Origin of the sequence: Amycolatopsis sp. cg13, from assembly GCF_041346965.1 — a bacterium.
Taxonomy (GTDB): Bacteria; Actinomycetota; Actinomycetes; order Mycobacteriales; family Pseudonocardiaceae; genus Amycolatopsis.
Genome location: NZ_CP166848.1, coordinates 4,275,995 through 4,301,335 on the forward strand (window position 1 = coordinate 4,275,995; position 25,341 = coordinate 4,301,335).

The 25,341-nt window shown below is 68.3% G+C and carries 26 protein-coding genes; 10 read left to right on the forward strand and 16 right to left on the reverse strand.

Annotation, left to right across the window (positions count from 1 at the left end):
- Positions 1-257 precede the first annotated feature (257 nt).
- From AB5I40_RS19500 to AB5I40_RS19515, 4 genes are all read right to left on the reverse strand, one after another.
- Positions 258-866 (reverse strand): response regulator transcription factor, encoded by a 609-nt coding sequence (locus AB5I40_RS19500; protein WP_370939963.1) that lies wholly within the window; start codon positions 864-866, stop codon positions 258-260.
- A complete protein-coding gene (locus tag AB5I40_RS19505; RefSeq protein WP_370939964.1) occupies positions 863-1,924 on the reverse strand; it encodes a sensor histidine kinase in 1,062 nt (353 codons plus the stop codon). Before AB5I40_RS19505 ends, AB5I40_RS19500 begins: the two co-directional genes overlap by 4 nt.
- Positions 1,925-1,934: 10 nt before the next feature.
- Complete coding sequence (locus AB5I40_RS19510; RefSeq protein WP_370939965.1) at positions 1,935-2,342, reverse strand: hypothetical protein; 408 nt, start codon at positions 2,340-2,342, stop codon at positions 1,935-1,937.
- Between the two features lie 143 nt (positions 2,343-2,485).
- The gene (locus tag AB5I40_RS19515; RefSeq protein WP_370939966.1) at positions 2,486-3,001 is read right to left on the reverse strand and encodes a hypothetical protein; all 516 of its coding nucleotides are present in this window, start codon (positions 2,999-3,001) and stop codon (positions 2,486-2,488) included.
- A gap of 105 nt (positions 3,002-3,106) precedes the next feature.
- Between AB5I40_RS19515 and AB5I40_RS19520 the strand changes: the two genes are divergently transcribed.
- Positions 3,107-3,484 (forward strand): hypothetical protein, encoded by a 378-nt coding sequence (locus AB5I40_RS19520; RefSeq protein ID WP_370939967.1) that lies wholly within the window; start codon positions 3,107-3,109, stop codon positions 3,482-3,484.
- A 585-nt stretch (positions 3,485-4,069) separates the two neighbouring features.
- Here the strand turns inward: AB5I40_RS19520 and AB5I40_RS19525 are convergent.
- A complete protein-coding gene (locus AB5I40_RS19525; protein ID WP_370939968.1) occupies positions 4,070-4,759 on the reverse strand; it encodes an alpha/beta fold hydrolase in 690 nt (229 codons plus the stop codon).
- An 85-nt stretch (positions 4,760-4,844) separates the two neighbouring features.
- Entirely contained in the window at positions 4,845-5,609 is a 765-nt protein-coding gene (locus AB5I40_RS19530; protein ID WP_370939969.1) for a helix-turn-helix transcriptional regulator, read from the reverse strand.
- An 86-nt stretch (positions 5,610-5,695) separates the two neighbouring features.
- Here AB5I40_RS19530 and AB5I40_RS19535 point away from each other — a divergent pair, with 86 nt between their 5' ends.
- Positions 5,696-6,460, forward strand: coding sequence for a sulfite exporter TauE/SafE family protein (locus AB5I40_RS19535; protein ID WP_370939970.1), 765 nt, complete (start codon positions 5,696-5,698; stop codon positions 6,458-6,460).
- Here AB5I40_RS19535 and AB5I40_RS19540 read toward each other — a convergent pair.
- The gene (locus AB5I40_RS19540) at positions 6,453-6,809 is read right to left on the reverse strand and encodes an ArsC/Spx/MgsR family protein (RefSeq protein WP_370939971.1); all 357 of its coding nucleotides are present in this window, start codon (positions 6,807-6,809) and stop codon (positions 6,453-6,455) included. The two genes, AB5I40_RS19535 and AB5I40_RS19540, sit on opposite strands and share 8 nt — an antisense overlap.
- Positions 6,810-6,919: 110 nt before the next feature.
- On the opposite strand from AB5I40_RS19540, the gene AB5I40_RS19545 reads away from it, so the two are divergent.
- The gene (locus AB5I40_RS19545) at positions 6,920-7,453 is read left to right on the forward strand and encodes a GNAT family N-acetyltransferase (RefSeq protein WP_370939972.1); all 534 of its coding nucleotides are present in this window, start codon (positions 6,920-6,922) and stop codon (positions 7,451-7,453) included.
- A 382-nt stretch (positions 7,454-7,835) separates the two neighbouring features.
- Here AB5I40_RS19545 and AB5I40_RS19550 read toward each other — a convergent pair whose 3' ends face one another.
- Positions 7,836-8,471 (reverse strand): FMN-dependent NADH-azoreductase, encoded by a 636-nt coding sequence (locus tag AB5I40_RS19550; protein WP_370939973.1) that lies wholly within the window; start codon positions 8,469-8,471, stop codon positions 7,836-7,838.
- Positions 8,472-8,555: 84 nt separating this feature from the next.
- On the opposite strand from AB5I40_RS19550, the gene AB5I40_RS19555 reads away from it, so the two are divergent.
- Positions 8,556-9,032, forward strand: a complete 477-nt coding sequence (locus AB5I40_RS19555; RefSeq protein ID WP_370939974.1) for a MarR family winged helix-turn-helix transcriptional regulator — start codon at positions 8,556-8,558, stop codon at positions 9,030-9,032.
- A 19-nt stretch (positions 9,033-9,051) separates the two neighbouring features.
- Positions 9,052-10,641, forward strand: a complete 1,590-nt coding sequence (locus AB5I40_RS19560) for a DNA polymerase ligase N-terminal domain-containing protein (protein ID WP_370939975.1) — start codon at positions 9,052-9,054, stop codon at positions 10,639-10,641.
- Here the strand turns inward: AB5I40_RS19560 and AB5I40_RS19565 are convergent.
- Positions 10,532-11,932 carry an MFS transporter gene (locus tag AB5I40_RS19565; RefSeq protein WP_370939976.1) on the reverse strand — a complete coding sequence of 467 codons (1,401 nt, stop codon included), beginning with the start codon at positions 11,930-11,932 and terminating at the stop codon, positions 10,532-10,534. The two genes, AB5I40_RS19560 and AB5I40_RS19565, sit on opposite strands and share 110 nt — an antisense overlap.
- A 92-nt stretch (positions 11,933-12,024) precedes the next feature.
- Positions 12,025-12,582, reverse strand: a complete 558-nt coding sequence (locus tag AB5I40_RS19570) for a helix-turn-helix domain-containing protein (protein WP_370939977.1) — start codon at positions 12,580-12,582, stop codon at positions 12,025-12,027.
- Between the two features lie 42 nt (positions 12,583-12,624).
- Here AB5I40_RS19570 and AB5I40_RS19575 point away from each other — a divergent pair, with 42 nt between their 5' ends.
- Positions 12,625-13,146: an arsinothricin resistance N-acetyltransferase ArsN1 family B gene (locus AB5I40_RS19575; protein ID WP_370939978.1), complete on the forward strand. Its 522-nt coding sequence runs from the start codon at positions 12,625-12,627 to the stop codon at positions 13,144-13,146.
- Here the strand turns inward: AB5I40_RS19575 and AB5I40_RS19580 are convergent.
- From AB5I40_RS19580 to AB5I40_RS19600, 5 genes are all read right to left on the reverse strand, one after another.
- A complete protein-coding gene (locus AB5I40_RS19580; RefSeq protein ID WP_370939979.1) occupies positions 13,143-14,132 on the reverse strand; it encodes a hypothetical protein in 990 nt (329 codons plus the stop codon). The two genes, AB5I40_RS19575 and AB5I40_RS19580, sit on opposite strands and share 4 nt — an antisense overlap.
- Positions 14,129-14,692, reverse strand: coding sequence for a hypothetical protein (locus AB5I40_RS19585; RefSeq protein ID WP_370939980.1), 564 nt, complete (start codon positions 14,690-14,692; stop codon positions 14,129-14,131). The genes AB5I40_RS19580 and AB5I40_RS19585 overlap by 4 nt, the downstream gene beginning before the upstream one ends.
- A gap of 63 nt (positions 14,693-14,755) precedes the next feature.
- Positions 14,756-15,595, reverse strand: coding sequence for an MBL fold metallo-hydrolase (locus AB5I40_RS19590; protein ID WP_370939981.1), 840 nt, complete (start codon positions 15,593-15,595; stop codon positions 14,756-14,758).
- Positions 15,596-15,658: 63 nt separating this feature from the next.
- Positions 15,659-15,955, reverse strand: a complete 297-nt coding sequence (locus AB5I40_RS19595) for a DUF6204 family protein (protein WP_370939982.1) — start codon at positions 15,953-15,955, stop codon at positions 15,659-15,661.
- Position 15,956: 1 nt separating this feature from the next.
- Positions 15,957-16,592 carry a TetR/AcrR family transcriptional regulator gene (locus AB5I40_RS19600; protein WP_370939983.1) on the reverse strand — a complete coding sequence of 212 codons (636 nt, stop codon included), beginning with the start codon at positions 16,590-16,592 and terminating at the stop codon, positions 15,957-15,959.
- 118 nt (positions 16,593-16,710) lie between these two features.
- On the opposite strand from AB5I40_RS19600, the gene AB5I40_RS19605 reads away from it, so the two are divergent.
- Positions 16,711-19,773 carry a BTAD domain-containing putative transcriptional regulator gene (locus AB5I40_RS19605; RefSeq protein WP_370939984.1) on the forward strand — a complete coding sequence of 1,021 codons (3,063 nt, stop codon included), beginning with the start codon at positions 16,711-16,713 and terminating at the stop codon, positions 19,771-19,773.
- Here the strand turns inward: AB5I40_RS19605 and AB5I40_RS19610 are convergent.
- On the reverse strand, positions 19,723-21,153 hold the full coding sequence (locus AB5I40_RS19610; RefSeq protein WP_370939985.1) for an MFS transporter: 1,431 nt from the start codon (positions 21,151-21,153) through the stop codon (positions 19,723-19,725). The two genes, AB5I40_RS19605 and AB5I40_RS19610, sit on opposite strands and share 51 nt — an antisense overlap.
- A 103-nt stretch (positions 21,154-21,256) precedes the next feature.
- Between AB5I40_RS19610 and AB5I40_RS19615 the strand changes: the two genes are divergently transcribed.
- From AB5I40_RS19615 to AB5I40_RS19625, 3 genes are all read left to right on the forward strand, one after another.
- Positions 21,257-22,102 carry a helix-turn-helix domain-containing protein gene (locus AB5I40_RS19615; protein ID WP_370939986.1) on the forward strand — a complete coding sequence of 282 codons (846 nt, stop codon included), beginning with the start codon at positions 21,257-21,259 and terminating at the stop codon, positions 22,100-22,102.
- A 39-nt stretch (positions 22,103-22,141) separates the two neighbouring features.
- Positions 22,142-24,403, forward strand: a complete 2,262-nt coding sequence (locus tag AB5I40_RS19620; RefSeq protein WP_370939987.1) for a hypothetical protein — start codon at positions 22,142-22,144, stop codon at positions 24,401-24,403.
- A gap of 69 nt (positions 24,404-24,472) precedes the next feature.
- A complete protein-coding gene (locus tag AB5I40_RS19625) occupies positions 24,473-25,144 on the forward strand; it encodes an alpha/beta fold hydrolase (RefSeq protein ID WP_370939988.1) in 672 nt (223 codons plus the stop codon).
- Positions 25,145-25,341: the final 197 nt, after the last annotated feature.

Consider the following 25,341-nt stretch of genomic DNA (forward strand, 5'->3'; position numbering starts at 1 on the left):
CACCGCTCAACCGCCGCCGACGCACCCAACGATCGAGGCACCCAGCCCCTCCCGCCAACAAACCGGCACCCGTGCACCCGCTATCGAGGCACCCAGCCCCTCCCCCGCACCCCGATATGAAGCGTCCCTGCGGTTCGGGGGTGCTTGTCAAGGCATCTTTCCCGCCTTGACAAGCACCCCCGAACCGTCAGCACACTCAAGCTTCGGGGTGCCCCACGCAACCAACACGGCAATGTCGCCGCCAGGCGACGAGCCGATCACAACCACCCCCGATCATCAGCAACCCGAACCGCCCCCATCCGATTCCGTGCCCCAGTCTTGGCAATAGCCCCAGACAAATAATTCCGCACAGTCCCCTCAGACAAATACAAACTCCCCGCGATCTCGGCAACCGACCCCCCACCCCGAGCCGCGATCAACACATCCCTTTCCCGAGCAGTCAACGGCGATTCCCCAGCAGCCAAAGTCGCCACCGCCAACGCCGGATCCACCACCCGCTCCCCTTGCATCACCCGTCGAATAGCATCCCCCAACGCCTCAGCCGGAGCATCCTTAACCACAAACCCAACCGCCCCAGCCTCCATAGCCCGCCGCAAATACCCAGCCCGCCCGAACGTCGTCAAAACCACCACCCGACAACGGGGCACCTGCTCCGCCAAAACAGCAGCCGCGGCCAACCCGTCCAACCCGGGCATCTCGATATCCAGCAACGCCACATCCGGGGAACACTCCAACGCAGCCCCCACCACCTCATCCCCCCGCCCGACCTGAGCGACGACCTCAAAGTCGTCCTCAAGATCAAGCAGAGTCCCCAACGCCTGCCGCACCAGCACCTGATCATCAGCGAGCAACAACCGAATAGTCACGATTCCCCCACCGTCACCCGCAACCGCCACCCCCGAGGCCGCACCGCCCCGGCCTCCATCCGCCCGCCGGCGGCAACCACCCGATCCAGCAACCCGGAAAGCCCATTCCCCGGATCCGCTGAAGAACCAACACCGTCGTCCCGAATCTCCACGGCATCCCCCGAAACAATCACCGCACAAGCAGTAGCCCGAGAATGCCGAACCACATTAGTCAGCCCCTCCCGGACCACCCACCCGAACAATTCCTGATGCGGCCCGTCCACCGCGGTAGGAAAATCCGCGCTGATCCCGGCAGCCCGCAACAATTCCCGTCCCCGTGCAAGCTCTCCGGCAAGCGTCACATCCCGATACCCGGAAACCGCCGCCCGAACATCCGCGAGCGCCTGCCGAGACAACTGCTCGACCTCACCGATCTCGTCCACAGCCCGCCCATCCCCCTTAGCCGCGAGCCGCCGGGCGAGATTGCTCTTCACCGTGATCGCGGTAAGCGAATGCCCGAGCAGATCATGCAAGTCCCGCGAAATCCGCGACCGTTCCGCGTCCGCGGCCAACCGCTCCACCTCCGCCCGGGCCTGCACCAACGCCCGATTCGCGCGCAGTGCCTCCGCGAACGCGACGACCACCAACACGGTGAACACCAACGCGGCCGCCTGCGCCCACCCCGGATCCGCATGCCAGACCGCCCAAGGCACCACCACAGTCACCGCAGCGGCGATCGGCACAATGACCACGCCCCAACGCGGCAACCGCGGAACAGCGAGCGACACCACCACCGCAAGCAGGTAGAACGCGTTAGCCCGCGCGATCGGCAACACCACGCCGAACAGCGCCGTCAACACCCCGGTCAGAATCCAGAAAGCCCGGCTCCGGAACTGGTAAGCAGCAACAGCCGCCCCGATGTAGCAGGCACAGAACGCCAGCAGAACGACCACCGCCACCGACTGGCCGGCAGTCTGGGCGAGAACGATCAGCGGGTACACCAGGAGGCCGGCGTCCAGCACAAGCCGGCGCCAGCCCAGTACCCAGCGTTGCGCGTCGGAATCGGGGCCGCGGTCCACGTCCGGCACGCTACTCGGAGAACAGCGAGCGCACGTGCCGTCCGTTGACCAAGACGACCACCCCCAGCAGAAGCAGCCCGCAGACGCCCTGCTCAAGCCGGACCCACAGCGGCAGGAATCCCGGAATCGACACGATGACGATGATCGCGACCGTCATCACCGCCGACACGATCCGGAGCCGCAACAGCCCTCGTTTCGACCAACGCGCCGCGCTTCTCGCGAACAGGAACGTGAGCAGCGCACTGGCGGCCACGATCGTGGCGCGGACCCAGACGACGTCGGTGACCATTGACGGGTCATTGCGGAGAAGGAAGATCGCGCCGAGGGTGAGCACGCTCAGCGCCAGGTAGGCCCCGGTGAGGGCGCGGACCGCCCGGATGCGAGGTTGTTCGGAAACCGTTGCGGGACGGGAGTTCATGACTGTCCTTTCCGGACCCTTAGCCGGTCCGGCGGATCCGGAACCGCTTGCCCGTCCTATGGTGGTCGGACGGGCAAGCGGGCCGTAGTGTCACCGCGCATCGGTGCGCGGTGACATTTGTCAGAACCCGGTCATCCGCGCCGTCAGCGGGCGGCGGTGAGCTTCGGCCCGATCGCCGCGCCGACGACCACGAGCACGCCGCCGAGGACGAGCAGATACGCGCCGAGGCCGATCTTCGACAGGTCCTCGTAGAACATCGCGATGATGCCCGCGATGTGGAAGGCCAGCATGAGGGTGGCCCGGCCCGCGAAGACGGTGCGGTACCACCAGAAGTTCGGCGGAGTGAGTTCCTTGCGCCGGATCCCGCTCAGCCAATAGGCGGACTTCTTCGTGCGCAGCGCGCCGAGCGTCCACGGGAGGGTGGACAGCAACGTCGCGGCGATCAAGATGAAGGCGAGGAACCGCACGTACATCGCGGCGAAGCTGTCCATGCCGGACGTCATCTTGCTGAAGGCGTCGATGAAGGTGACCGAAGCGCTTTGGGAGCCCAAGGTGAAGGTGACCCAGGGGATGAAGAGGGCGACGATCTCGAGGATCGCGCCGAGAGCCACCGGAATGGCGCCGAGCCCCGGCGTGGTGAGCGGCTGGTTCTGGGGCAAGAAGCCCTGGCCTGGCTGGGGTGCGGCGTAACCGGCTCCCGGCTGCTGCTGGGGCGGGTAGCCCGGCTGTTGTGCTGGATAACCTTGCTGGCCGGGGTAAGCCGGTTGACCGGGGTACGGCTGACCCGGCTGGAACTGACCGGGTTGCGGCTGGCCTGGCTGGGGCTGACCGGGGTACGGCTGACCCGGCTGAAACTGACCGGATTGCGGCTGGCCTGGCTGGAACTGACCGGGTTGCGGCTGGCCCGGCTGGGGCTGGCCAGGATGCGGCTGGCCCGGTTGCCCCGGGTACTGCCCCTGCCCGGCTTGGCCCGGGTACGTGCCCGGCGCGGACTGGCCCGGGTGCTGCTGCGCGGGCTGCCCGTACTGCGGAGACTGCCCAGGCTGCTGCGGGTAACCGGCCCCCGGCGGAGGTGCCTGCCATCCCGGCGGAACCGCACCCGGCTCCTGCGGCGTGCCCGGCTGCTCCTGTGGACCCCCTGAGGTACTCATGGCCGCCGATGGTAACTGCCGCACCAACCCGGCGAACGGCGAAAGTCCGGCTCGGCCATGACAAGTCCGCACAACGGGACCGGACGGCCCCCCGAGCACTGCACAACGGGGCCGCTGACCAGGCCAATCACCGGATCCGCGCCCGGGGAATCACGCGGCCGGACCGCCGGGCCGAGTCCGCCACATCGCGCCCGCGCACCTCGATCTCCGCCCGCCGATCGCCACATCGCGCCCCCGCATCACGATCTCCGCCCGCCGATCGCCACATCGCGCCCCCGCATCACGATCTCCGCCAGCCGATCGGCGCATCGCGCTCGCGCACCTCTGTTTCCGTCCGCCGATCGGCGCAAGGCACCCGCCGCACCGACTCCAGACCGCACCGCGCGAATCGATGCCGCGCGCCCGCCAACCACCCCACGATCCAGCGCCATGCACGCGCGCCGGCGCACCAGGCGAACTGGCACCCCGCCCCTAGCCGCGCGGCGTAGAGCGGCCCCCACCCCCGACCCGCGCTACGCCTCGCCCGCGCTGCACACCTATCCCGGCGCAGCGCGGACCAGCCTCATTCGCCCAAGGTCAGCGGGCAGCGCGCAGGATCAGCTCCGCCACCACGTCCGGCTGCGAAACCAGCACCGCGTGCGAAGCGTCGGCCACCTCGACTACCTCCGCCTCCGCGCGTTCCGCCATGAAACGCTGCGCCGCGGGCGGGATGTTCTTGTCCGCGGTCGGAATGAGGCTGTAGACCGGCAATTCCTTCCACGCCGGGGCGGGCGAAGCCTCGTCCAAGGCCGCGGCGGCGATCGGGCGTTGGCCCGCGGCCATCAGGCGGGCCTGCGCGGCGGGAACGTCCGCGGCGAACTGCTGGTGGAACAGGTCCTGCCGGACATAAAGGTCGACGCCCTCAGGCAGGGCGACCTGCTCCAACGTCTCGCCGAGGGTCCCGCCGGGGAACTTTCCGGCCAGTTCGCCCGCGCTCTCGCCCTCGTCCGGGACGAAGCCCGCGATGTAGACCAGCGCCCGCACCCCGGGATGACCCGCGGCGGCGGCCGAGATCACCGAGCCGCCGTAGGAGTGGCCTACCAGGACGATCGGGCCTTCGACGCTGTCCAGCAAAGACCGCACGTAGGCGGCGTCCTCGGCGACTCCGCGCAGCGGGTTCGCCGCCGCGATCACCCGGTGTCCGGCTGCTTGCAGCCGCTCGATCTCCCCGTTCCAGCTGGACGAATCCGCGAACGCGCCGTGCACCAGAACGACAGTGGCAGTCATGGGGTCCTCCTCAGAGAAAGTTCCGAACGAGGACAACAGTACAACTTAGTTGTGCACAATCAAGTTGCACTCAATGAGATCTGGGTCACGGCTCACGGTAGGACCGGGGCGGGGCGCCGAGCAGGCGGCTGAACATCGTCGTGAACGCAGCCGGGCTTTCGTATCCGAGGGTGACCGCGACGTCCGCCACCGGAAGGTCCGCGGCCAGCAGCGGGAGCGCGTGCAGTACGCAGGCCCGCTCTCGCCAGCGGGCGAAGCTCAGGCCCGTTTCGGCGCGGAACAGCCGGTGCAGGGTGCGTTCGCTGACGTGCAACTCCTCCGCCCAGCGCGACGGGGGATCGTGGACGTCGGGAGCGTCCGAAAAGGACTGACACAGCGCGCGCAAGCCTTCGTGCCGCGGCCAAGGGAGTTCCAGCGGCAGCGGAACGCAGCGGGAGATTTCGTGCAGCAGAAGGGAAATCAACGCGGCATCGCGGCCGCGGCGAGGGTATTCCGGGACGACATCCACGGCTTCCCGGAGCAATTCGCGCAGCAGGGGCGAGACGTCGACAGTCTGGCACCGGCGCGGGAACCACGGCACGGCGGACGGTTCCAGGTAGAGACTGCGCGTGGTCACGTTCATCATCACGACGCTGTGGTCGGTCTCCGGCGGGATCAGCACCGCGCGCCGGGTCGGGACGGTCCACGTTCCGTCGGCCGTTCCGACGCGCATGGAGCCGGTGGCGCCGTAGAGGAACTGCGCGCGTCGGTGGCGATGCGGCGGCAGGAAGTGGTCTGGCGGGTAGTCCGTGCTGATCGCGAGTACGGCCCGTGGGAGGGCGTCGACCTCGGACAACGGAACGTTGCGCATGCCTCCAGGGTAGGTGTCTGAAGCTCGAAAGAACCTGGCGAATCTTCGGATGCACGCCGCACCCCGCACGGCCTACCTTGAAGCCAGTGTTGACCTCGATCCTGATTCTTCTGCTCTTCGGCTGCCTGAGCGGCGTGACGACTGTGTTGTTCGGCTTCGGCGGCGGATTCGTCACCGTGCCAGTGGTCGCGGCGGTCACGAGCCGCGGCGACGCGATGCATGTCGCCGTCGCTACCTCCACCGCGGTGATGGTCGTGAACGCGATCAGCGCGACCGTCGTACAAGCCCGGGCCGGACGGCTCCGGCGCGATTACATCTGGCCGCTCGCCGCGTTCGTCGCGATCGGTGCCGTGGCGGGTTCGGTGGCCGCGACCTACGCCGGGGACGGGCTGTTGCGCGTCCTGTTCATCGCCTACCTGGCAGTGACCATTGTGGACAGCCTCGCGCGCGGCGGATTCCTTAAGCCGCAAGGGGAACCGAAGCCGTTGAGCACGTTCACGACCACCGCGGGCGGCGTCGGGATCGGTGCGGTGGCGAGTTTCCTCGGCGTGGGCGGCAGCGTGATGACGGTGCCGTTGTTGCGCCGCAAGGGGCTTCCGATGGCGGACGCGGCCGCGATGGCGAACCCGCTCAGTGTTCCGGTCGCGGTGGTGGCCACCGCGGTTTACGCGACGGCGGGCGGCGGACCGTCGGGATACCTCGACCCGATCGCGGGCGCGGCGCTGCTGGCCGGTTCACTGCCGACGATCGCGCTCGTCCGGCGGGTCGCCGACCGGTTGCCGGACAAGGTGCATGCCGTCGCGTACGTGGTGCTGCTGGCGGCGGCGCTGATCGCCGTGGCGGTCAGCTGAGCACCGACCGGACGGTTTCCTCGTCGCGGGCGACCACTGTGGTGCCGTCGTCGGCGGTGATGATCGGACGCTGGATCAGCTCCGGGTGCTCGGCGAGCGCGGCGATCCACCGTGGACGGTCTTCCGGAGTCCGGGTCCAGGATTTCAGCCCGAGTTCACCGGCGATTTTCTCGCCGGTGCGGGTGATGTGCCACGGGTCGAGGCCGAGCCGGTCGAGCACCGCGACGAGTTCCGCCTCGGTCGGCGGGTCCTCCAGATAGCGGCGCACGGTGTACTCCGCGCCTGCCTCGTCGAGCAGCGACGCCGCCGAGCGGCACTTCGAACAACGCGGGTTCACCCAGATCTCCACGCGCGCAGTCTAACCCGCCCCATATCGGGAGGAGTCCTTGCCGGACAAGAGCCTTCGGTGCGTCCTGCATCACCTGCCCGGACCGGGTGGAACGGGCGTACCGTTCGTACATGACCCTGCCGCTGACCACCGACCGTCTCGTGATCCGGGACTGGACGGCTGACGACGCCGAAGCCGCGTTTCAGATCTACGGCTCTTCCGATGTGACGCATTGGCTGACACCCGCCATGGACCGCGTTGGCGACGCTGCCGCGATGCGGTCGGTGTTGCAGGCCTGGCAGGAGGCGCAGCCTAATTTGCTTCCGCCTCGGGGGAGGTGGGCTGTCGAGTTGCGTTCCGATGGGCGGGTTATTGGGGGGCTGGGGATTCGGTTGTTGCCGCCTTATCGGGAGGATTTGGAGCTGAGCTGGCAGTTGCGGCCCGAGGAGTGGGGGCACGGGTATGCGACTGAGGCTGGGCGGGCGTTGGTGGAGTGGGCGTTTTCCCAGGATGGGACTGATGAGTTGTTCGCGGTGGCGCGGCCTGGTAATTCCCGGGCTATTGCTACTGCGGAGCGGATTGGGATGCAGTGGGTTGGGGAGACTACTAAGTATTACGATTTGAGGTTGCAGGTTTATCGGGTTCGACGCGGGGATGTTGTTTGAGTCTCGGCTCGTCGCCTGGCGGCGACATTGCGCCCAGTGGTTGCGTGGGGCACCCCGAAGCTTGATTGTGATGACGGTCTGAGGGTGGTCGTCAAGGCTGGAAAGATGCCTTGACAACCACCCTCAGACCGCATTTTGGCTTCGTATCGGGGTGCGGGGGTGGTGTGGGCGCACCTCGAGTTGGGTGCATTGGCTGCGGTTCGTGACTGGGGCTGGCGCCCCCGTCCCAGCGACGGCGAGCGGAGCGGTCCGGGAAGGTTCCCCTCACGGCGCGCGGAAGGTCGTGAGGGGAACCCTGAGGGAATCAGATTCCCTCAGGGTGGCCCTCACGTACAACTACCCGCCGACAGAAAGCCGTGAAGGGCTCATTGCATTCGGGCAGTCAGCGGGTGGCGCCGGCGGGGGTCCAGAGGGCGTCGATTTCTCGTTCCGCTGCGGCCAGGCTTTCCTCGGCGTGTGGGCGGAAGTCGGCCAGAGCGGGGTTGACGTCCGCCATGGTGAATTCTGCGGTGATGAAGCGCGGTTCCAATCCGGTCAGAGAGAGGCCGTGCGGGAGCCAGCCTTCTGCGTGGTCCCAGCCGTATCGAGGCGTGCCTTCTCCGTAGCCGCCGCCTCGGCTGGCCAAAACCAGGAGTTCTCGGCCGGTTCCCAGCACTGACGGGTCGTCGCCGGCGGAAGCGATGAGGCGGTCTACCCAGGCTTTCACCGAGCTGGGTGCGCCGTAGTTGTAGAGCGGCAGGCCCAGCAGGACGGTGTCCGCGGCCAGGACCTCAGCCGCCAATTCCGCGCCGATTCGGGCGGCTTCGCGGTGGGCTTCGGTGTGCTCGGACGACGGGGTGATACGGGCTTCCCAGGCCAGCGGGTTCAGGTGCGGGACCGGGTTCGCGCCGAGATCTCGGTAAGTCACCGTCCCCTCCGGATGGGCTGCGCGCCAGGCCTGAGCAGCACGGGCGCTGAGTTTGCGGCTTACCGAGCGGTCGCCGTTGATGCTGGAGTCGAGGTGCAGCAGGTGTGCCATGTCGATGACCGTCCGTAGATAGTTTGTGTTGGACAAACCATTTATAGCACGGCAGCTACCCTGACCGTCTCGTAGACTGGACACATGGCTCCGCTGCCGCTCGTCGCCCAGGCTCCGCGCAGGTCTGGTGCGTTGCTCGAGCACTTCGCGCGACGGATCCGGCTGCGCGCGGAAAGCGTGCTGGCTCCGTTCGGGCTGCGGCCTCGGCACTTGATCGCGCTGACCGTCCTGCAGACTCGCGGGTCCAGCACCCAGCAGTCCCTCGCGCAGATCCTCGAGATGGACAGCACCAACGTCGTCGGCCTGCTCAACGACCTCGAAAACGACCAGTTGATCGAGCGGCGGCGGTCGCCGGAGGACCGTCGGCGGCACGTTGTCGTGCTGACCGATCGCGGGGCGAAGGAGCTGGCCCGGGCGGAGGCGGCGCTCGCGGCCGTCGAGGACGAGGTTTTCGCGGCGCTTGACCCTGACCAGCGCGAACAGCTCTACAACTTGCTGTTGCAGGCGGCTTCGGGAACGGTCGACAGCAGCTCTTGCACGGAGGAACCTCCGGCCTGCTGAACGGGGAGGGGGCAGCGAAGTGGACGGTGCCGCGGAGCGACTCGCGAAGTACCGCGCGATGCGCAACTTCGCGAAGACCGACGAGCCGTCTGGTGCGAACGCCCCCAAGGAACCTGGTTACCGGTTCGTCGTGCAGCGGCATCGGGCGCGGCGGAAGCATTACGATTTCCGGCTCGAACTGGGGGGCGTGCTGGTCAGCTGGGCGGTGCCGAAAGGGCCGACGCTCGATCCGAAGGCCCGGCGGATGGCGGTGCACGTGGAGGACCATCCGCTGGAGTACGCCGATTTCGAGGGCGTGATCCCGCACGGCGAGTACGGCGGCGGCGACGTGATCGTGTGGGATCGCGGACGCTGGGAACCGGTCGACACCGACGATCCCGAGCAGGCGCTCGCGGACGGGAACCTGCACTTCGATCTGTTCGGCGAGAAGCTGGCCGGGCGCTTCGTGTTGATTCATCCCAAGCGGGACGGCGACGGGAAGCAGTGGTTTCTGCTGCATAAGCAGGACGACCACGCCACGTCCGGCTGGGACGCGGAGGATCATCCGAAGTCGGTGAAAAGCGGGCTCACCAATGACGAGATCGCGGCCGCGCCACCGGCGTTGTGGCGCGGCGATCTGCCTGCCACCGAGGCGGAAGTTCCGCTACACCCGGTGTTCGAGCCTGCGTCGGAGGACGAACTCAAAGCGCTGCGAGACCTTGGCAAGCAAGGCACGTGGACGGTCGCCGGGCGGCAGCTGAAGGTCACCAATCTCGACAAGACGTTGATTCCCGGCCGCGACGACGAAGCGCCGATCACCAAACGCGAGCTGATCGAGTACTACACCCGGATCGCGCCGACGATGCTCCCCTACCTCGCCGGCCGCGCGCTCAACACCAACCGGTTCCCCGGCGGGGTCGGCAAACCCGGTTTCTGGCACAAGGAAGTGCCCGATCACGCGCCGGAGTGGCTGCATCGCTGGCATTACGAGGCAGCCGACCCCGGCGACGTGCAGCAGTACCTCGTGCCCTCCGGCGTCGCGGATCTGGCCTGGCTGGCCAATTTCGCCGCGCTGGAGCTGCACGCCTGGACGTCGCGCACGTCCGACGTCGAGCATCCGACCTGGCTGCTGTTCGACATCGACCCCGGTTCCGAGACGTCCTTCGACGACGTGCTCGCGCTCGCCCGGCTGCACCGCACCGCGCTCGACCACTTCGGGCTCGTCGGACGGCCGAAGACGACCGGGCAGCGCGGGATCCAGATTTGGGTGCCGATCGAGCCGCGGTACACGTACGCCGAGACGCGAGCGTGGGCGGAAACCGTGTCGAAGTCGATCGGCAAGATCGTGCCGGACCTGGTGAGCTGGGCGTGGCACAAGGACCGCCGCGGCGGTCTGGCGCGGCTCGACTACACGCAGAACGTGCTGAACAAAACCCTCGTCGCGCCGTACAGCGTGCGGCCGAAGCCGGGGGCGCCGGTGTCCGTCCCGCTGGAGTGGGACGATCTCGACGACCCCGACCTCACTCCGGATCGATGGACGATCCGGACGGTGCTCGATCGCGTGGCGAAGACGGGAGATCCGTTCGCTCAGTTACTCGACGTGCACCAACGCCTGCCGCAGCTGTCGTGAAAATCCCCGCCGCGGCAACGACGGCGAAGCCGATCAGCAGGTAGCGCGCGGACGTCACCATCGACGGTGCGCCCACGTTCACCAGCAGCCCGGCGATCGACGCCCCGAACGCGGTCGCCATCGTGAGCACGGTCGCGATCGCGGCCGCCGCTTGCTGACCGCTGGCCATCGCGGCGACCGACAGGTGCGGCATGGCGATGCCGATCCCCGTGCCACCGACCAGAAGCACGATCAGCCACGCCAAGACTGAAGCGTTTTCCTTCTGCAGCAAGGCAAGTGTGACCAACGCGAGAGCCAGCAGCGCCGGTCCGGCCAGGCAGAGCAGCCGGACCCGGCGGACTGACGAGCTGACTATCTGACTCGCCGACCAGCCGAACGACAGGGCGGCGGAGAAGAATCCCGCCGCGGCAGGCGGTAATCCGCCGAGATGCTGGCCGAACAGCGGCAGGAACGATTCCACCGACACTCCGGCCGCGAGGCACATGATGGTCAGGTAGATCCACCTCAGCGACGAGCCGGATTCGTAGGTCGCAGCGGGCAGCACCCGGACCGCGGCGCGCTTCTCGATGAGCAGAAATGCCAGCACGAAGCCAAATCCCAGCACGATGAACGCGGCCATCGCGACGATGTTCGTCAAGATTCCGGCAACACTCACCGCCCCGACCGCACCCACCACGGCCACCAGCGCGAAGGTCGGCACCGGGGCTACCTCGCCGCCACGTTCACTACGCGGAAGCGCCCGCGGCACCAACGCCGCGATCACGACCGCCGCGACCGCCAGCACGACGAACGCCACCCGCCACGAACCGAATTGCGCGAACAGTCCGCCGAGCGCCGGGCCGACGAGGTTGCCGACGCCGAACATCGCCGAAATCAACGCACTCCCCCGCGCCCATAACTGCCGCGGCAGCGCCGAATGAATCACCGCGAACCCGAGCCCGGTCAGCAATCCCGCGCCCAGTCCCTGCACCCCGCGACCCGCCAGCAGCACCGGCATCGCCGGGCTCACCGCGCACACCACCGAGCCCGTCGCGAAAACGCCGAACCCGAGGTGGTACGCGGTCGCGTTGCCGAGCCGGGCGAGCGCCCGGCTGACGAACATCGTCGCGACGACCTGCGCGACCAGGAACGCCGTCATGTTCCACGCGTAGAGCCGTTCCCCGCCGATGTCGGCGACCGCGGTCGGCAAAAGGCTTGCCGCCACATAGATGTTGACCGCGCCGACGAGCACGCCGCCGGCCAGCACGACCGCCGTGCTGAAGTGCGCTCCCAATTCGCGCCACGAACCCACTCGCTTCTCCTCCCGGATGCTTCATGCGGTCGCATCATCTCCGGGCGGGAGACCCCGGTAATCAGACAAATCAGGCGTGACCTGAGTCACATTCAGCGTTTGGTGAGCACCACCAGGTAGCGGCAGGGCTGGATTCCGGGGTTCTCGTACGCGCAGTCGACTGGGCGGCCCAGCTGAAGGCAATCCCCCTCGGAGAGTTCGTGCACCACTTCGCCTTCGCGGAAGCGCAATTGGCCAGACAGCACCCAGACTTGGTGATCCGCGAAGGTATAGGAACTGGCCGGGAACCCGGCTTTCGCGCCGGGCGGCAGGTCGACCTCCACGAGTTCGGTCGCGCCGTGCCCGGGCGGCGAGACCGCGCGGCGCACGTAGCCGGTGACCGGGTCTTGCCAGGTCGGCTGGTCCTCGCACCGGACAAGGCGGCGGTCGTCCCCCTCCGCGCGGGCGATGAGTTCGGACAGCGTGAACCCGAGCGCGGTAGCGAGCCTGCTCAGCAACACGGCCGTCGGCTGCGCCTCGCCGCGTTCGATTTTCCCGATCATGGCGCGGGAAACTCCGGAGCGTTCGGCGAGCACGCCAGCGGACAGCGCACGGTCCTGGCGGGCTTCGCGCACCGCCGCAGCGAGCGAAGCGGAGAGGGGATCGGTCACAGTGGTCGACTATAGCAGCGGCTTGTGTCTACTATCGTGCACATGCTGATCCGACCTGCCGAAGAACGGGACGCCGAAGCCTGCGCGGCGATCTACGCGCCGTACGTCCGGGAAACCGCGATCACCTTCGAGACCGAACCGCCGACGCCGACGGAAATGGCCGCACGGATCGCGAAAGCGACGAAGTCGTACGCATGGCTGGTGCTGGAAATCGACGGCTCAGTGGTCGGGTATGCGTATGGCAGCCCGTACAAGGAACGTGCTGCCTACCGTTGGTCGTGCGAAGTGAGCGTGTACCTAGCGCAGGACCGACGACGCGCAGGTGGCGGGAAAGCCTTGTACGAAGCCCTTTTCGCCCGCCTAGCCGAACGCGGCTTCCGGACCGCAGTCGCCGGGATGACGCAGCCGAACGAACCCAGCGTCGGGCTGCATAAGGCGATGGGCTTCGAACTCATCGGAACCTGGCGCAAGATCGGCTGGAAACACGGTGCCTGGCGCGACGTCACTTGGATGCAACGCGAACTCGCCCCCACGACCGACGCCGCACCAGAGGAACCGCGTTAGTCCACCCCGAGGTCGAGTTCCTCGATGTCGTGCTCCAACCGAGCCCGCCAGGACCACTTCGGTTCCGTCCAGTCGGTGTCCGACGGTGGCGGCTCCCCCAGCGGCAGCGCGGGATCGACCACGCCGTGCGTCACCCGGTAGGCCAGCGCTGACGTCGCCGCGCGGATCCACTTGTCGCCCGCAGCGCCGGACGGCGGCGCGACTCCGAACGCGTGCGTGAACCACACCGGCAACAACGCGCTCGACCCGATCGCCTCGGTAATCCGTTCGCGCAGCCGGGAATGCAGCTCTTCCCAATCCCGCTCGCACTTCTCGATCTGCGGCAGCACCCGGGTCCGCGTCACCTCGTCCGCGGCCAGAAGTTGTTGCGCCGCTTCGGCATCCTCCCGCGCGGCAGGCAGCTGACGGTCCAGCACACCGCGTCGGCGAGCGACCACTTCGGACAGTCGCGACTCCGCGTCGTCCCGTTCCGGCGTGCCGCGCTCGGCTGTCGCCAGCACCTCCAGCACACCGATCAACGCGACTTCGCACTCCGCCAACGCTTTCTGCGCCTGAGGCAGCCGCGCGAGGTCCTCTTCGTGCGGTCGGCGCTGGCTCGGCGTGAGCAGCTGCGCGGCGAGGCTGTGCCGCCGTTCCGCCTCGGCGGCGAGCTGTCGCAGCCGCGGGCCGACGTTGTCCAGGTCGACCACCGGAACCTTCTCCGACACTCGCACCGCGCGTTCGAGCACCAGCAGCCGCTGCCGGAGCCGTTCGAGCTGCCGGGCGGTGTGGTCGAGGCGGGTTTCGTGCCGGGAATGCGTTTCGGTGAACGACTCGACGGTCTCGCGCAGTTCGGAAAGGTCGCGGACGGTGCGGCTTTCCAGATCGTCGACGGTCTCTTGCATACCGCCGACAGTGTCGGTGAGAGCAACCAGTTCCGGATCGGCTTCCGGACCCTCCTCGGCCGGGTAGTACTCGGTGTCGCGGTAGTACTCGGAGTAGGTCACCGCGCCTCCTGCACCAGAAACGCCACAGTCGCGACTGTGGCGAGCGCTGCCAGAATGACCATGATCGGTTGGGCGGTCGGCCCGGGCCCGATGAGCGCGACCGCGGTGAAGATCGCCGCCAGCGCTCCGCTGTACGCGGCCCGCTGCCGCCGGTTGACCATCAGCGGCGTCGGCCCGAGGGGTCCGAACGCGATCCGCAAGCCAGCGCCCAGCAACGGCAACGCGAGCAGCAACCAGACCGCGTTCAGCGCGCCGAACAGCATCATCGCACCGCTCACCATCCCGACCGCGACGGGCGCGACCGCCAGGTACAACGTCGTCCGCTGGACCTTGCCGCGTTTGGCTTCCAGCCGGGCGAGCCGCACCTGCTCGACGGCGGCGTCGACTTCCTTCTCGGTGCTCAGCAGCGCCTCCGCCCGCTCGACCAGGGTGTCGAGCGTCTGCGTGCGTTCGTCGTCCGCCTGGTCCGGCAGCTGCGCCAGACCCGCGCGAATCTCACGGCGGAGCGCGGACGCGCGCGCCATCACGTGGTCGCGCTGGTCCTCTGCGGGCGTAGTCACCTCGCCACTGTAGGTACCAAACGCGCCGAAGCCGGGGAACGACGCGACTTCCGCCGGATCCAGTCAAAGCCGCAGCAAGTCCCGGCCGACGACCACCTCCCCGTCGAATCCGGCCGCGGCGTGCTCGCTCCAGACCTCGTCGGGAATGTCCGCATCAGTCGGGACGAAATGCGACAGCACGAGAGTCCCGACGCCCGCTTCCTTGGCGAGCGCACCGACCCGGTCGACGCTCGTGTGGCTCGCCAGCAGATGGTCCCGCAGCGTCGTGCCGTTGAACTGGCGCACCATTTCGTCGACCGCGGGGACGTACATGACCTCGTGCACCAGGACATCCGCGCCCTCAGCGAGCCGTACCAGGTTCTCGCACGGCGCGGTGTCGCCGGAAATCACGATGGACCGGTCCGCGGTGTCGATGCGGTAGGCGAACGCGTCGACGATCGGCGGATGATCCACGCGGGCCGCCGTGATCCGCACGTTCTCGTCCTCGAAGACCACGCCGTCCGCCGCGATCTCGTGCGGATCGAGCAGCTGGTCCAGCGGACGCAGGCCCTCGTCGCCGACCCGGGTGTCGATGTCGAAGCGGTTCATCGCCAGGAAATGCCGGGTCATCTCCGCGAGCGGCGGCGGGCCGAACGCGGGGACCCGACGTTCCAGGTTCGCCGCCCAGGCCAGCAGGTAGAGGTTGCCGTAGTCGGCGTTGTGGTCGGAGTGGTGATGCGTGATGCCGACCGCGCGCAGCGAGTCCAGCCTGATTCCCGCGTGCACCAACTGCCGGGCGACGCCGTTGCCGCAGTCGATCACGTAGGTGGCACCGTTGACGACGATCGCCTGCGCCGGAGCGCTCCGCGTGCGTTTCGGCGCGGGACCGCCCGCCGTGCCGAGAAGGATCAGTTGCGTGGTCATACGCGCTCGCTTTCGAGGTTGAAGGAATCAGTTCGCGACCGGCGACCGCGCTGGCGGAGGTCGTCAGCGGTTCTTGCGGCGGATCTTGATCGCGCGCAAGTCGGTGACCGCGTAGTTCAGGTCCCGGTACGGCAATCCGTGCTCGGCCAACGCGACGGTCGCGCCGTCTTTCGCCGCGCGTTCGTCGTCGTCCGGACCGGCCGGGACTTGGCAGCGGAAGGTGAACGCCGTCGCGTTGACGTCGTAGCTGAACGTGCCTTCCTCGGTGAAGGCGACGTCGGTCTTGGCTTCCAGCACCGCGCGGGCGCTCTCGTCGAGAGCGTCGAATTTGCCGCGGATGATCACGCGGAACGCGTCCATGTCAGGCGTCCTTTCGGGTCGCATAAGTCAGTACTTGGTCGCTGAGCAGGCCTTCTACCGCGTCGAGAAGCGTCAACGCCGCCTCCGCGATGTCGTCCGGCCGCTCTCCGGCGACGGTGCGGTTGCCGATCTCGCCATACAGCAGGCTGTGCACCCACCCGATCTGCGCGGCGACCAGCCTGGGCACCGGATCGTCCTGTGCCGCACCGGTTTCCGCGACCAGCAGGTCGGCGAGTTCGGCGACCATCTGCTGACCGAGATCCTGCAGCCGGGCGGCGAGCGTGGGCGCGGCCAGCATCATCGGCAGCACCCGGCCGAACCCGGGGCTGAGCCCGATCGTCCGCGAGCGCTGCCGGATCTCGTCGCGCAGGCGGTCCAGCACCGCGCGCGCCGCGGACGCCCCTGGCCCGCGCGCCTGCACGATCTCGGCCAGCCGTCCCGCCGAAGCTTCCGACGGCGGCAGGACCAGGTCTTCCTTGACGCGGAAGTGGTTGTAGACCGTGTTGACCGCGACGTCGGAGGCCTCCGCGACCTCGGCGATCGTCACCGCGTCGAATCCGCGCTCAACGAACATCCGCAGCGCGGTTTCCGCGATCCGCCGTACCGTCTCCTGCTTCTTCCGCTCCCGAAGCCCCACGCCGAATAGTGAAGCAGACTCCAAACTTGGTGTCGACTCCATTTTTCTGCTCGAAGCTCCTGGATATCGGGGAGATCCCGGAGGACGGGACGGCCGCCGACCCGGCATCATCGACCAGGTGCGGATCGGCTTGCTGGGCCCGCTGGAGGTCCGGAACGACGACGGTGCCGCGGTCGAGATCACCGGCGTCCGATTGCGGACGCTGCTGAGCGCCCTCGCGCTGGAGCCTGGCCAGGTCGTCTCGGCTGGGCGGCTCGTCGACGCCGTCTGGGGGACGCGTCCGCCGGCCACGGCCAACGCGCTGCAGGCGCTGGTCTCGCGACTTCGCCGGGCCGGGACGCGGCTCGATTCCACGCCGTCCGGCTACCGGCTGCCCGAGGCGACCGTGGACGCGGCGCGGTTCGAGGAGCTGGTCACTGCGGCCAGGACGGCACCCGACGAGAAGCGAGTGGTGCTGCTGCGCGAGGCGCTCAACCTGTGGCGCGGTCCGGCACTCGGAGACGTCTCCGACGCGCAGTTCTTCCAGGGCCACATCGTGCGGCTGAACGAGCTGCGGCTTTCCGCCACCGAGGAGTACGCCGAAGCCGTGCTCCGGCTGGGGCACGGCGCGGATCTCGCCGAGGAGCTGTCGAAACAGCTGGCCGAACATCCGCTGCGCGAACGGCTGGCCGCGGCATTGATGCTCTCGCTGCAAGCCGCCGGACGACCAGCCGAAGCGCTGCAGGTGTTCGCGCGAATCCGGATGGCGCTGGCAGATGAACTCGGCGCTGACCCGGCACCCGAACTGTCCGCCGCGCACACCAAGATCCTCCGCGAAACGGTGGCCGACGAGGACGAAGCGCGCACGAACCTACGGGCCGGGCTGACGAGTTTCGTCGGCCGGAACACCGAGGTCACGCGCGTGGCCAAGCTGGTCGGCGAATACCGGCTGACCACGCTGACCGGGCCCGGTGGGGCCGGAAAGACCCGGCTGGCCACGGAAACCGGACGGCATCTGCTGTCCGAACGCAATGGCGTGTGGTTCGTCGAACTGGCTCCGCTCACCGATGGCGCGGACGTCCCGCAGGCCGTGCTCGACGCGCTGGGCCTGCGCGAACAGATGTACCCCGGGACGCTCGCCATCGGCACCCCACGCGAGCGGGCGACGAGAGCGCTGCGCGATCGGGACGCGGTACTGGTGCTCGACAATTGCGAGCACGTCATCGAAGCCGCCGCGGAACTGGCCGACCATCTGCTCGGCGAATGCCCCCGGCTGCGCATTCTCGCGACCAGCCGGGAACCGTTGGCAGTGACCGGCGAAGCGCTCTGGCCAGTCGAACCGCTGACGCTGCCAGCGGAAACCGCGACGCCCGTCGAAGCGATGTCGTGCGCCTCGGTGCGGCTGCTGGCCGACCGCGCCGCTGCCGTCCGGCCGGGATTCACCGTCGACGAGTCCACTGTGGACGACGTGGTGCGGATTTGCCGGGCGCTCGACGGAATGCCGCTCGCAGTCGAACTCGCCGCGGCCCGGTTGCGGTCTCTGACCGTGTCACAGCTGGCCGCCCGGCTCGATGACCGGTTCCGCCTGCTCACCGCGGGCAGCCGGACCGCGCTGCCGCGGCATCGCACGCTGCGCGCGGTGGTCGACTGGAGCTGGGACCTGCTGGAACCGGACGAACGGCAATTGCTGCGCCGGTTGTCGGTGTTCTCCGGCGGGGCGACCGCCGAGGCAGCGGAAGCGGTCTGCGGCGGTACATCGGAGCTGCTCAGCGCGTTAGTCGACAAATCGCTAATCACCGTTTCCGGGGACGCCGAGCCGCGCTACCGGATGCTCGAGACGATCAAGGCGTACGGCCTGGAACAGCTGACAGTGGCCGACGAACGCGAGGAACTGCGCCGGGCGCACGCCGAGTGGTTCGCCCGCTTCGCCGAAACCGGCGACAAGTACCTGCGCCGCGCCGAACAGATCGAATGGCTGGCCCGCTTCGCCGCCGAACACGGCAACCTGATCTCCGCGGCGCGCGGCGCGATTGCCGCTGGCGAGGCCACGACGGCGCTTCGGCTGGCGACGTCGTGCGCGTGGTTCTGGATGCTGACCGGCCACAAAACCGAGGCGCAGGAACTGATCGAGGCGGCCTTGGCGCTGCCCGGCGAGGTGGATCGCGAACTGCGCGCGATGGGGTACGCGATGGCCGCGTTGCTGCTGACCATCGGCATGACCTCCGAAACCTCCGCCGACGCCTTGGGCCGCAAAGCGCTCGAACTCAGCCGCGACAGCAAGAATTCCTTGCTGCGATCGATCATCCCGGTGTTCACGCAGACCGCGGACAGCAGCACGTTGAAGTCCACATTGGACGAATTGCTGGCCGACGACGACCCGTGGCTGCGCGCGCATGCCCGGCTGCACCGAGCGCGGACGCAACTGAACCTCTGGCACGACCCGGCCGCGCAGGAAGCCGACATCCGCGAGGCCGTCCGGCTGTTCCGGCTGTGCGGGGAACGCTGGGGAATGTCGCTGGCGCTGAACAGCCTCGCCGATGTCGTCGGCCGTCGCGGCGAACTGGAGGAAGCCGTTTCGTGCTATGAGGAATCGATCCAAGTCGTCTCGGAAATCGGTTCGGCGGAGGATGTTCTCTTCGCCCGCGGACGGCAAGCACACCTCTTCTGGCAACTAGGCGACAAGGCAGCGGCAGCGGCCGCGGTAACCGCCGCCGAACGCGACGCGCGGAGTGTGCCGTTCCCTGATGCGCTCGCGTTCCTGGCCCAGACGAAAGCGGACCTGGCCCGCTGGCGCGGCGATCTGGCGGAAGCGCGGCTGGAACTGAACCGCGCCGAAGCGCTGTTGAGCGAATCCGAGCCGCATCCGTTGTTCCGCGCGATGATCCAGCATTCGCACGCCTACCTGGACGCCCAAACCGGCGACCTGCCCACGGCCCGGGATCGCCGCCGCGAAGCACTCGCCTTGGCCGCGGAAGCCGGTGAGGTGCTGTATCTGGCGATCATCCTCCTGGGCGTCGCCGACCACGCGCTGCGCGTCAACCGCCCGGTCGCCGCCGCCGACCTTTTAGCCGCCGCACACGACCTCCTCGGTGGTCCGCACCTGGCCCTGCCGGACGCGACTGCCGTCGAAGCCGCCGTTCATGCCGAACCCTCAGGCACAGTCGACGACCCGATCGCCCTCGCTTACGACGTCCTCGGCTGACTCGGGAAGCCACCGCAACGCGAGCGCTCCCAGCCCCACACAAAGCACCGCCGCCACCCCCATCGCGACATGCAACCCACTCACCACCGCCCCCTTCGCAGCGGCAGCCCCCTCCGGTGCCAGCAACCGAAAAACGAACGCCGCCGCCGACCCCAGCAACGCGATTCCCAGCGCATGACCGATCTCGTTGGCCGTCTCGCTGATCGCCCCCGCCGAACCGGCCCGATCCGCCGGAACCGCGCCGACCGCCGTGTCCGCGACTAGCGAGAACGAGATTCCGTAACCGAAACCGGCGACCACCGTCGAGGCGACGAACCATCCGGCCCCACCGGTGACCGTGGTCGCCAGTAGCAGAGCCAGCCCGAGCGCGATCGCGAAATGACACGTCACCAAGGCCGCCCGGCTCCCGATCCGCGCGGCGAGCGCCGGGGTGAGGACGCACGTCGCGGTCAGTGCGACCGCGCCCGGAAGCGCCAGCAGCGCGGCGTGCAGCACGGACAACCCCAGCACCGACTGGAGGTAAACCCCGGTCAGATACGCCGCCGCCGACCACGCGAACAGGGACAGCACCCCCGTGATCACCGCGACGGTGAACACCTTCTCGCGGAACAAAGTCACATCGAGGAGCGGATACTCCAACGTCCGCTGCCGCAGCACGAACCACGTCAGCACCCCGGCCCCGGCAACGCCGGCGAACGCGCCCGGCCAAGAAGGACCGTAGGCGGCGAATTCCTTGACCGCGTAGACCGCCAGCAGCAAACCGCCCGCGGACAAGGCGATACTGAGCAGATCGACCTTGCCCGGCCGGGTCGTCCTGGCTTCCCGGAGCACCACCGGCGCGGCCGCGAGAAAGACCGCGACGACCGGCAGATTGACCAGGAACACCGATCCCCAGCCGAATCGGCTCAGCAGCAGCCCGCCGAGAATCGGGCCGATCGCGAACCCCGCGGCGAACGTCGCGGCGAAAATCCCGATCGCCCTGGCCCGCCGCCGCGGCTCGGGGAACAGTTCGCTGAGCACCGCGAGCCCCGAAGGCAACAGCGTCGCGCCGCCGAGCCCCATGAGCACGCGGCAGCCGATGAGCCATTCCGGCGTCGGCGCGAACGCGGCGCCGGCGGAACCCGCCCCGAAAACCGCGACGCCGATCATCAGCAGTTTCAGCCGCCCGTAGCGGTCGCCGAGGTTGCCGAACGCGATGAGCAGCGAGCCGACCGCGAAGCCGTAGCTGTCGAGGATCCACAGGGCCTGGTCGGCGGTCGGGGCGAGGGCGCGGGTGATGGTCGGCATGGTCAGGAACAGGATCGAACCGTCCATCGAGACCAGCAGGACCGGTCCGAGCACCACGAGCAGACCCAGCCAGGCGCGGCGAGTTTCCGTCATGCTCCCGATCCTCGGAACCCGCGGCCGCGCTCGGCCAGCACCGGCGATGAGTACCCCTCGCAGGTGCAGGCACTGGTCCGCGAGCTTGCCTACGATCGGGATCATGCAGACCGAAACCCTCGGCGTGTTCCTCAAGACCCGCCGCGACCGCGTGACGCCGGACGCCGCCGGGATGCGGACGTACGGCACGCTCCGCCGGGTGCCGGGTCTGCGCCGGGAGGAACTCGCCCAGCTCGCGGGCGTCAGCGTCGGCTACTACACGCGGCTGGAGCAGGACCAGTCCGGCACCGCGTCGCCGCAGGTGCTCGATGCGCTCGCGCGAGTGCTCAACCTCGACGAGACCGAGTCGAGCCATCTGCACAACCTCGCCCAGCGCTGCGGAGTCCCCCGGCTGGTGCGCCCCGCGCCGGAAACGCTGGACCCGCACGTCGCGACCCTGCTGCACGCGCTGAGCGACAGCGTCCCCGCGATCGTCCTCGGCCGCCGCGGCGACGTGCTCGGCTGGAACCGCACCGGCCACCTCCTGCACGCCGAACACCTCGACTACGCCGCGCCGGACTCGCCCGAGACCCGCCCGTCGATCCCGCGGATGTTCTTCCTCGACCCGCTGCACCGCGACCTGTACCGCAACTGGGCGGAGATGGCCCGCACCCACGTCGGCTACCTGCGCCTGATGTCCGGCAAACATCCGACCGACGCCCGGCTCGCGGAGCTGATCGGCGAACTCGCCATGGGCAGCCCGGAATTCGCCGCGCTCTGGGCGGCCGGCGACGTCGTGGACTGCACGAGCGGCCCGATGGACCTGCGCCACCCGACGCTCGGGCCCGTGAACATCGACTACCAGGTCTGGCTCCAGCCCGACAGCCCCGACCACCAGCTCGAGGCCTATACGCCGCGCGACGCCGCCTCCCGGGACGCGTTGCGACTGTTGGAGGTCGCTTCCCGCTAACCGGCCTGCTCAACGCCCTTCGTATGGCATCATCCGCCGGTGACTGGCGAGCGGAGCGACCCGCACTCCATCGGGGAGGAAGACCTCGAGGACTTCGACTCCTGGACCGCGCAAGCCGCACTCGCCTCTCTCATCGACGAAACGCTCGGTTCCCCCGCGGTCATCCAGCTCCTCGCCCGCGAATCGCTGCGCGCCGAAGTCGTGCGCGAAGAGCTCTTCGCGAACGAGACTCTCCTCGCGAAGATCCGGACGCTGCAGGACCAGGTCATGGCCGAGGGCGACCGAGGGTTCCGTCCGCGAAACCGCGCGGTGTCGCCGCGCGAGGTGGCCTGGCTGATCGTCGCGGTGCTGCTCGGGCTCGCCTACCTCAGCCTGATGAGCGCGGCGTGGAGCCAGCTCCCGCTGTTCCTCCGGGTCTTCGCCGGAGTGATGATGCCGTGCGTCCTGTTCGCCACCGGCGCGCTCGCGGTCCGCAAGGTCACCTCGTTGCGCGAATGGATCAACCCGGAAGCCATGCAGTTCCACGAGGAGCAATTCGGCCTGGGGCCGCGCCGCTCGTTCGCCGCGCGCGAGATCGTGCTGCCCGAGGTCCGCGACGTCATCTCCGCGCACCGCCGGCTGCACTTCGGCACCACACTGGTTTTCGACCAGCAACACGACCTCGGCGAGGAGGACAGCAGCCGAATCGTGCCGACAGCGGCGGCGAAACGGCTGCGGCGCGTCCTCGAACGCGCGGGCTCCGGCGCGGTCGCACTCGGCGGGCAACGCGGGTCGGGCAAGACCACCGCGATCCGTTCCATGCAACGAGGTCTGTTGCACGGCAGCGAAAACCCGGCGCCACTGGTGGTGGTCGCCTCCGCGCCAGCCACCTACGACGCCCGCGATTTCGTGCTGCACCTGCACAAACTGCTGTGCCAAGCCGTCCTCGCCCGGGTCCGGCAGGTAGTCGGCCCGGGAACCGGCTGGCGATGGTGGGCCCGCCGGGTCCTGCGCGGAACGGCCGACCTCGCCGTCTCGGCCGCGCTCGGCTGGGCGATCGGCGGCCTGCTGTGGAACGGGAAATTCACGCGCTTTCCCGCTGAACTGTGGAAAACCGTTACCGGCGTGCAGTTCCCTGACCTGATTGCTCCTTTGTGGACAGACCAGCCGGTGAGCAACCGGATCGCATTGGCCACAGTCGCCGTCCTCACGCTCCGCTGGGCAGCGAAACTCCTCACCGCAGCAGTCGGCGCGCTGGTAATCCTCCTGCGTCGAAAGTCGTCAGCCGGACCGCGCGCCCTGCAGGCCGAAGCTCGCCGACAGCTGCTCCGGATCCAGTACCTGCTGACCTACACCACCGGCTGGTCGGGAAAACTCGCCGTCCCGGCGGGCGGCGAACTGGGCCGCACCCGCACCACGCAGCGGGCCGAACAGCAGCTGACCCATCCGGAAGTCGTCGACGAGTTCCGCGCGTTCGCCCAGCTGACCGCCGAGTCGTTGCGCGAGGAGGGGATCACCGACCGGGTCGTGGTCGCCATCGACGAGCTGGACAAGATCGGCGAGCAGGACAAGGCCCAGCAGCTGGTGAACGACATCAAGGGCATCTTCGGCGTGCCCGGCTGCCTGTATTTCGTGGCGGTGTCCGACGACGCGGTGCTCAGCTTCGAGCAACGCGGCCTGGCCGTGCGCGACGCCTTCGACAGCGCGTTTTCCGAAGTGGTGCGCCTGGAATCGTTCACGCTGGACGAAAGCAGGCTGTGGATCGCGCAACGGCTGCCCGGCGTCCCGGAGCAGTTCTGCTACCTCGGCCACTGCCTGTCCGGCGGCCTGCCGCGCGACCTGCGCCGCACCACGATCGACATGGTGGACGTGACGACCGAACACTACGAACCGTCGCTGTCGACCGTCACGAGCATCCTGATCTGCACCGACCTGGCTGCCAAGTCGAGCGGCTTCATCGCGCAGGCTCGCGGACTCCCGCAAACACCGGAGCTGGCGGAACTGTGGCCGAAACTGCTCCGCATCCCCGACACCCGCGAAGCAGTGGAACTCGCCGAACTGGCCGCCTCGTTGCATGAAGGAGCAACACCCGACCTAGCCGACGCGGTCAACCGGCTGCGCCTGCACAGCAGCGCGTTCGTCCTCTTCTGCGCCACCGTCCTGGACATGTTCACCGACGCGCTCACCCAGTCCCGCCTCACGCCGAGCCTGCACGAACTGGCCATCGCCCGCCGACGGCTCGCTCTAGACCCGCACCTCGCCTGGGCCGCCCTGAACGACTTCCGCAAGTCGCACGACCTCCCCTTGCCCAGCCGGGCATAACCACTGCTTCTGGATCACGGAAGAACCAGCTCTTGGACTTCTCGCCGCGCGGCTTCTAGCGTTGCGTCCATGACCACCTACGTCCTCGTCCCCGGCGCCTGCCACGGCGGCTGGTGCTTCGACCGGCTCACCGGCCAGCTGCGCGACCGCGGCCACCGCGTGCTCCCGCTGACGCTCACCGGCCTCAGCGAACGGCAGCACCTGCTGAACGGCGGGGTCAACCTCGAGACCCACATCGAGGACGTCGTCCGCGCGATGCAGGCCGAGCAGGTCGAACGCGCCGTGCTGGTCGGCCACAGCTACGGCGGGATGGTCATCACCGGTGCCGCCGACCGGGTGCCGGAACTGGTCGATTCACTCGTGTACCTCGACGCGTTCGTCCCGGAAAACGGCGACTCCTGCTGGAGTTTGACCGATGACCGGCAGCGCGAGTGGTATCTGAGCGTCGGCGAGACCGGATACGCCGTGCCGCCGCTGCCGTTCTTCGACCCGCGCGCGTCGGCTCATCCGCTGGCGTCACTGCTGCAGTCGATCCGACTGGACGCCGACCTGAGCCGATTCCGCCGCCGGGACTACGTGTACGCGACGATTTGGGACGGCGGGTCGCCATTCGAGCCGACTTATCGGCGGCTTCTCGACGATCCACAGTGGAATGTGCACGCGCTGGACAGCAAGCACGACGTGATGCGTGACGCGCCCGAAGAGCTGCTGCGGATTCTTCTCAATACTGATGAAGATTAGACGCTGCCCGATAATTCACCCGCCAGAGTGGACAACTCCACACGCCGACATTTTCGACCAGAATCAGATTATGGCTGAATAATTCGCACTGAGCCAAATTCGACGCTCAGCCTCAGCAGCCAAATAATAATACCCACGACCGCAGTGCAAACAACGACGATCACCAAGAACCGCATCGTCGACCCCCAACCGCTAAT